Source organism: Microbacterium sp. Bi128, assembly GCF_918698205.1.
In genome coordinates this window covers 1-3,554 of sequence record NZ_CAKKMM010000462.1, presented here as the reverse complement: position 1 = coordinate 3,554, position 3,554 = coordinate 1, and the positions used below count along the sequence as shown (strand labels likewise).

Sequence of the window (3,554 nt, the reverse complement as noted above, 5' to 3'; positions counted from 1 at the left end):
GCGTGGATCGCGGCGAGATCACGCTGCTGGAAGAGCAGGTGCTGCACACCCTCGCCGAGGCGGAGGGGCCCATGGATCCGCGGCAGCTCAAGGACGAGCTCGGCGATTCAGTGCGCAACCTTGGCGAGGAAGGCAAGAAAAAGGGCGCCACCACCACGTTGCCTACCGCACTCGGGATCCTGCAGTCCGACGGCCGGATCCGCAGGGTCCCGGCGAACGGGCGCCTGGACCAGCAGCGCTACGCCTACCAGCCGTGGGGCCTGCCGCCCAGCGATCTTGACGACGAGGATGCGCGCACCGAGCTGATCCGCCGCTACCTGGGCTGGACCGGCGGAGCCACCTTCAAACAGTCGCAATGGTTCACGGGGTTCACCGTGGCGCAAAGCAAGGCGGCCCTCGCCGCCGTCGGCGCCGTCGAGGTGCCCACCGCCCTGTCCACAGCAATGGCCGGGGCACATGCCGCAGGCGGTGACCCGCTGTGGATGCTGCCCGAGGACCTCGGCGGCCTCGCCGCCTTTGAGGAGCCGGCGGGGGAACAGATCCAGCTGCTGGCAGGAACGGATTCCCTGTTCCTGCTGCGCCGCAACGCGGCGGACCTGCTGGCCGAGGAGGACCTGCAGAAGCCGGCGCTGGGGTCGCTCGCGCTGCAGGCGGATCTCCCGGACCACCCGATCCTGGACCGCGGCCGGATCATCGGACTCTGGCAGTACGATCCGGCCCAGGAACGGATCGTGCCCTGGCTGTTCCACGGCCCCACGCCCGCCGTCACACAGCGGATCGCCGAGGTGGAAACCTGGATCCGCGAGGACCTCGGTGATTTCCGGGCCTTCAGCCTGGACTCTCCGGCCTCCCGGCAGAAGCGGATCGATGGGCTCGCGGCTTCCGCTGTAGCCTCAGCGTCACCGGCCGGCGCGTCATCTGCCGGCGGCGCAAGCTAGCCGGAACGGATCAGGCGCGGTGCCCGGCGAAGAAGTCCCGCAGCAGCGCTGCGCACTCCTGCTCACGGACGCCTGCAACCACTTCCACCCAGTGGTTGAGCCGGCGCTCGCGGAGGATGTCGAACACGGAACCCGCGGCGCCGGCCTTCTCGTCCCAGGCACCGAACACCACCCGCGGAATCCTGGCGAGGACGATCGCTCCAGCGCACATCGCGCAGGGTTCCAGCGTCACCACCAGGGTGCAGTCCTCCAGCCGCCAGCCGTCGTCGCCCTTGCCCTCCAGGGCCCGGTGCGACCGCAACCGCGCGGCGGCCTCCCGGATGGCGACCATCTCGGCGTGGGCCGTCGGGTCCCCGAGGGCCTCGCGTTCGTTTCGCCCGGTGCCCAGCACCGAACCGTCCGGCCCGATCACGACGGCGCCGATCGGCACGTCTGCGGTGGCCAGGGCATTCCGGGCCTCAACCAGGGCAAGGCCCATCCACTGGGCATGGCGCGGCTCAGGGGCAGTCATGGGTCAATGATAGTTTCGATCCTAAGCATGCTGTGCAGCCCGGCTGCGCAGTCCACGGGTTCAAATAGTCAAATATTCGGGAGACGGCCGTGACCACCAGAACAGAGAACTGGCTGACGGAGCGCTGGGGCAAATGGGTGGTGCCCTACGCGGCGCTGTGGATCACCATGCTGATCGGCGGCGTGGTGGTGGTGATCCTGGCCCTGACGAGTGCCGAGGTCTACGACAACGTGGTGGACGACGCGGGCCTGGCGAACCTGGACAAGCCGGCGCTGGCGTTCATGGAGCAGCTTCGCAACCCCGGCCTCGACGCGTTCATCACCGGGTTCACCAACATCGGCGGCGGCATCGGGATGCCCATCCTGGCCAGCATCCTGACGGCAGTGCTCATCTACACCTCCCGGTCGTGGCGGCCGCTGATCCTGATCGGCGGCGCAGCCGCGGTCTCCGTGACGGCCACGTCCCTGGGCAAGAAACTGATCGGCCGGACCCGCCCGGACCATGCCGACGCCGTGCCGCCCTACGAGAACTCGCCGTCGTTCCCGAGCGGCCACACGCTGAACACCACGGTGGTGATCGCGCTCGTGGTGTACCTGGCCTGCCTGCACATCAAGCGGACCGGCGCCCGGATCGCCCTGATCGCCGCTGGTGTGATCTTCATCGTCGCGATGGGCCTGAGCAGGGTCTACCTGGGCCATCACTGGATGACCGATGTGATCGTCGGGTGGGTCATCGGTCTGGCCTGGGTGGGGATCGTGATCCTGGCCCACCGGCTCTTCCACGTGCTCCGGCACCGCGAACACGCCGGCGACGCGCCGACTTTTGAGCATCCCGCCCACCTGCATGAAGGCGCCACCAAAGGCAGTGCCGTCGGCACTGCACAGGCAGGGACGAACGACGCCGATACCTCCGGCCCCGCGGGACGGTCCTCAGCATCCGGGTGATAGTTTTGACCCATGCGCACTCTCGTTGTGGACCACCCGCTGGTCGCCCATAAGCTCACCGTTCTGCGGGACAAGAACACCCCGTCCCCGGTCTTCCGCCAGCTCACCGAGGAGCTTGTCACGCTCCTCGCGTACGAAGCCACGCGAGATGTCCGCACCGAACCGGTGACCATCGAGACCCCCGTCAGCACCACCGTCGGCACCGCCTTCACCAAGCCCACCCCGCTGGTGGTCCCCATTCTCCGCGCCGGGCTGGGCATGCTCGAGGGCATGACCAAGCTGGTCCCCACGGCCGAGGTCGGCTTCCTGGGCATGGCCCGGGACGAAGAGACCCTGGACATCATCACCTACGCCGAGCGCCTCCCCGAGGACCTCACGGACCGGCAGATCTTCGTCCTCGATCCCATGCTGGCCACCGGCGGGACCCTGCGCGAGGCCATCAAATTCCTCTTCAAGCGCGGCGCCTCCGACGTCACCTGCATCTGCCTCCTTGCCGCCCCGGAGGGCCTGGCCAAGCTGGAGGAAGAGCTGTCAGAGGCCAACGTGACGATCGTGCTGGCCTCGATCGACGAGAAGCTCAACGAGAAGTCCTATATCGTGCCCGGCCTGGGCGACGCCGGAGACCGCCTGTACGGCATCGCCGGCTAGGAGCGGCGCCGCCGAGGCGCAACACGGAGGATCCCTTCCGCGCCGGCGCGGACCGCGCTAGCCTGTGCGCCATGGATTGGAAACTTGAACTCGTGTTTGTGCCGGTGTCCGATGTGGACCGGGCCAAGGATTTCTACGTCAATAAGGTGGGCTTCAACGCCGACTACGACGAACGGCCCATGGAGGGCCTCCGGTTTGTCCAGTTGACGCCGCCGGGCTCCGGCTGCTCGATTGCCATCGGCGAGGGCCTCAACGACGCCCCGCCCGGTACCGCACCGAGCCTGCAGCTTGTGGTCAGCGACATCCAGGCCGCGCACAAGCAGCTCAAGGACAACGGAGTGGACGTCAGCGACGTCGACGTCCAGGACTGGGGGCACTTTGTCCACTTCGCCGACCCCGACGGCAACAAGTGGGCAGTGCAGTACATCCCCCACCGGCCCAACGGCTGATCCCGGCAGGCTCCGCGCGGCAGGCTGACCCGGGGCCAACGGGTTGGGCGGGGCCATGCGGCAG

The 3,554-nt window shown here is 68.2% G+C and carries 5 protein-coding genes; 4 read left to right on the top strand and 1 reads right to left on the bottom strand.

The window, feature by feature from the left end; all coding sequences use genetic code 11:
* Positions 1-938, top strand: a 938-nt coding sequence (locus LQV45_RS21060; RefSeq protein ID WP_230008680.1) for a DNA glycosylase AlkZ-like family protein, incomplete at its 5' end; no start/stop codon positions are given.
* Positions 939-948: 10 nt separating this feature from the next.
* Here the strand turns inward: LQV45_RS21060 and LQV45_RS21055 are convergent.
* The gene (locus LQV45_RS21055; RefSeq protein ID WP_230008679.1) at positions 949-1,449 is read right to left on the bottom strand and encodes a nucleoside deaminase; all 501 of its coding nucleotides are present in this window, start codon (positions 1,447-1,449) and stop codon (positions 949-951) included.
* A gap of 89 nt (positions 1,450-1,538) precedes the next feature.
* Here LQV45_RS21055 and LQV45_RS21050 point away from each other — a divergent pair, with 89 nt between their 5' ends.
* The 3 genes from LQV45_RS21050 to LQV45_RS21040 all read left to right on the top strand — a co-directional run bounded on the left by LQV45_RS21050 (position 1,539) and on the right by LQV45_RS21040 (position 3,490).
* Positions 1,539-2,393, top strand: a complete 855-nt coding sequence (locus tag LQV45_RS21050; RefSeq protein WP_230008678.1) for a phosphatase PAP2 family protein — start codon at positions 1,539-1,541, stop codon at positions 2,391-2,393.
* A gap of 12 nt (positions 2,394-2,405) precedes the next feature.
* A complete protein-coding gene (gene upp / locus LQV45_RS21045) occupies positions 2,406-3,041 on the top strand; it encodes a uracil phosphoribosyltransferase (RefSeq protein ID WP_018774274.1) in 636 nt (211 codons plus the stop codon).
* A 71-nt stretch (positions 3,042-3,112) separates the two neighbouring features.
* The gene (locus LQV45_RS21040) at positions 3,113-3,490 is read left to right on the top strand and encodes a glyoxalase superfamily protein (RefSeq protein WP_026266579.1); all 378 of its coding nucleotides are present in this window, start codon (positions 3,113-3,115) and stop codon (positions 3,488-3,490) included.
* Positions 3,491-3,554: the final 64 nt, after the last annotated feature.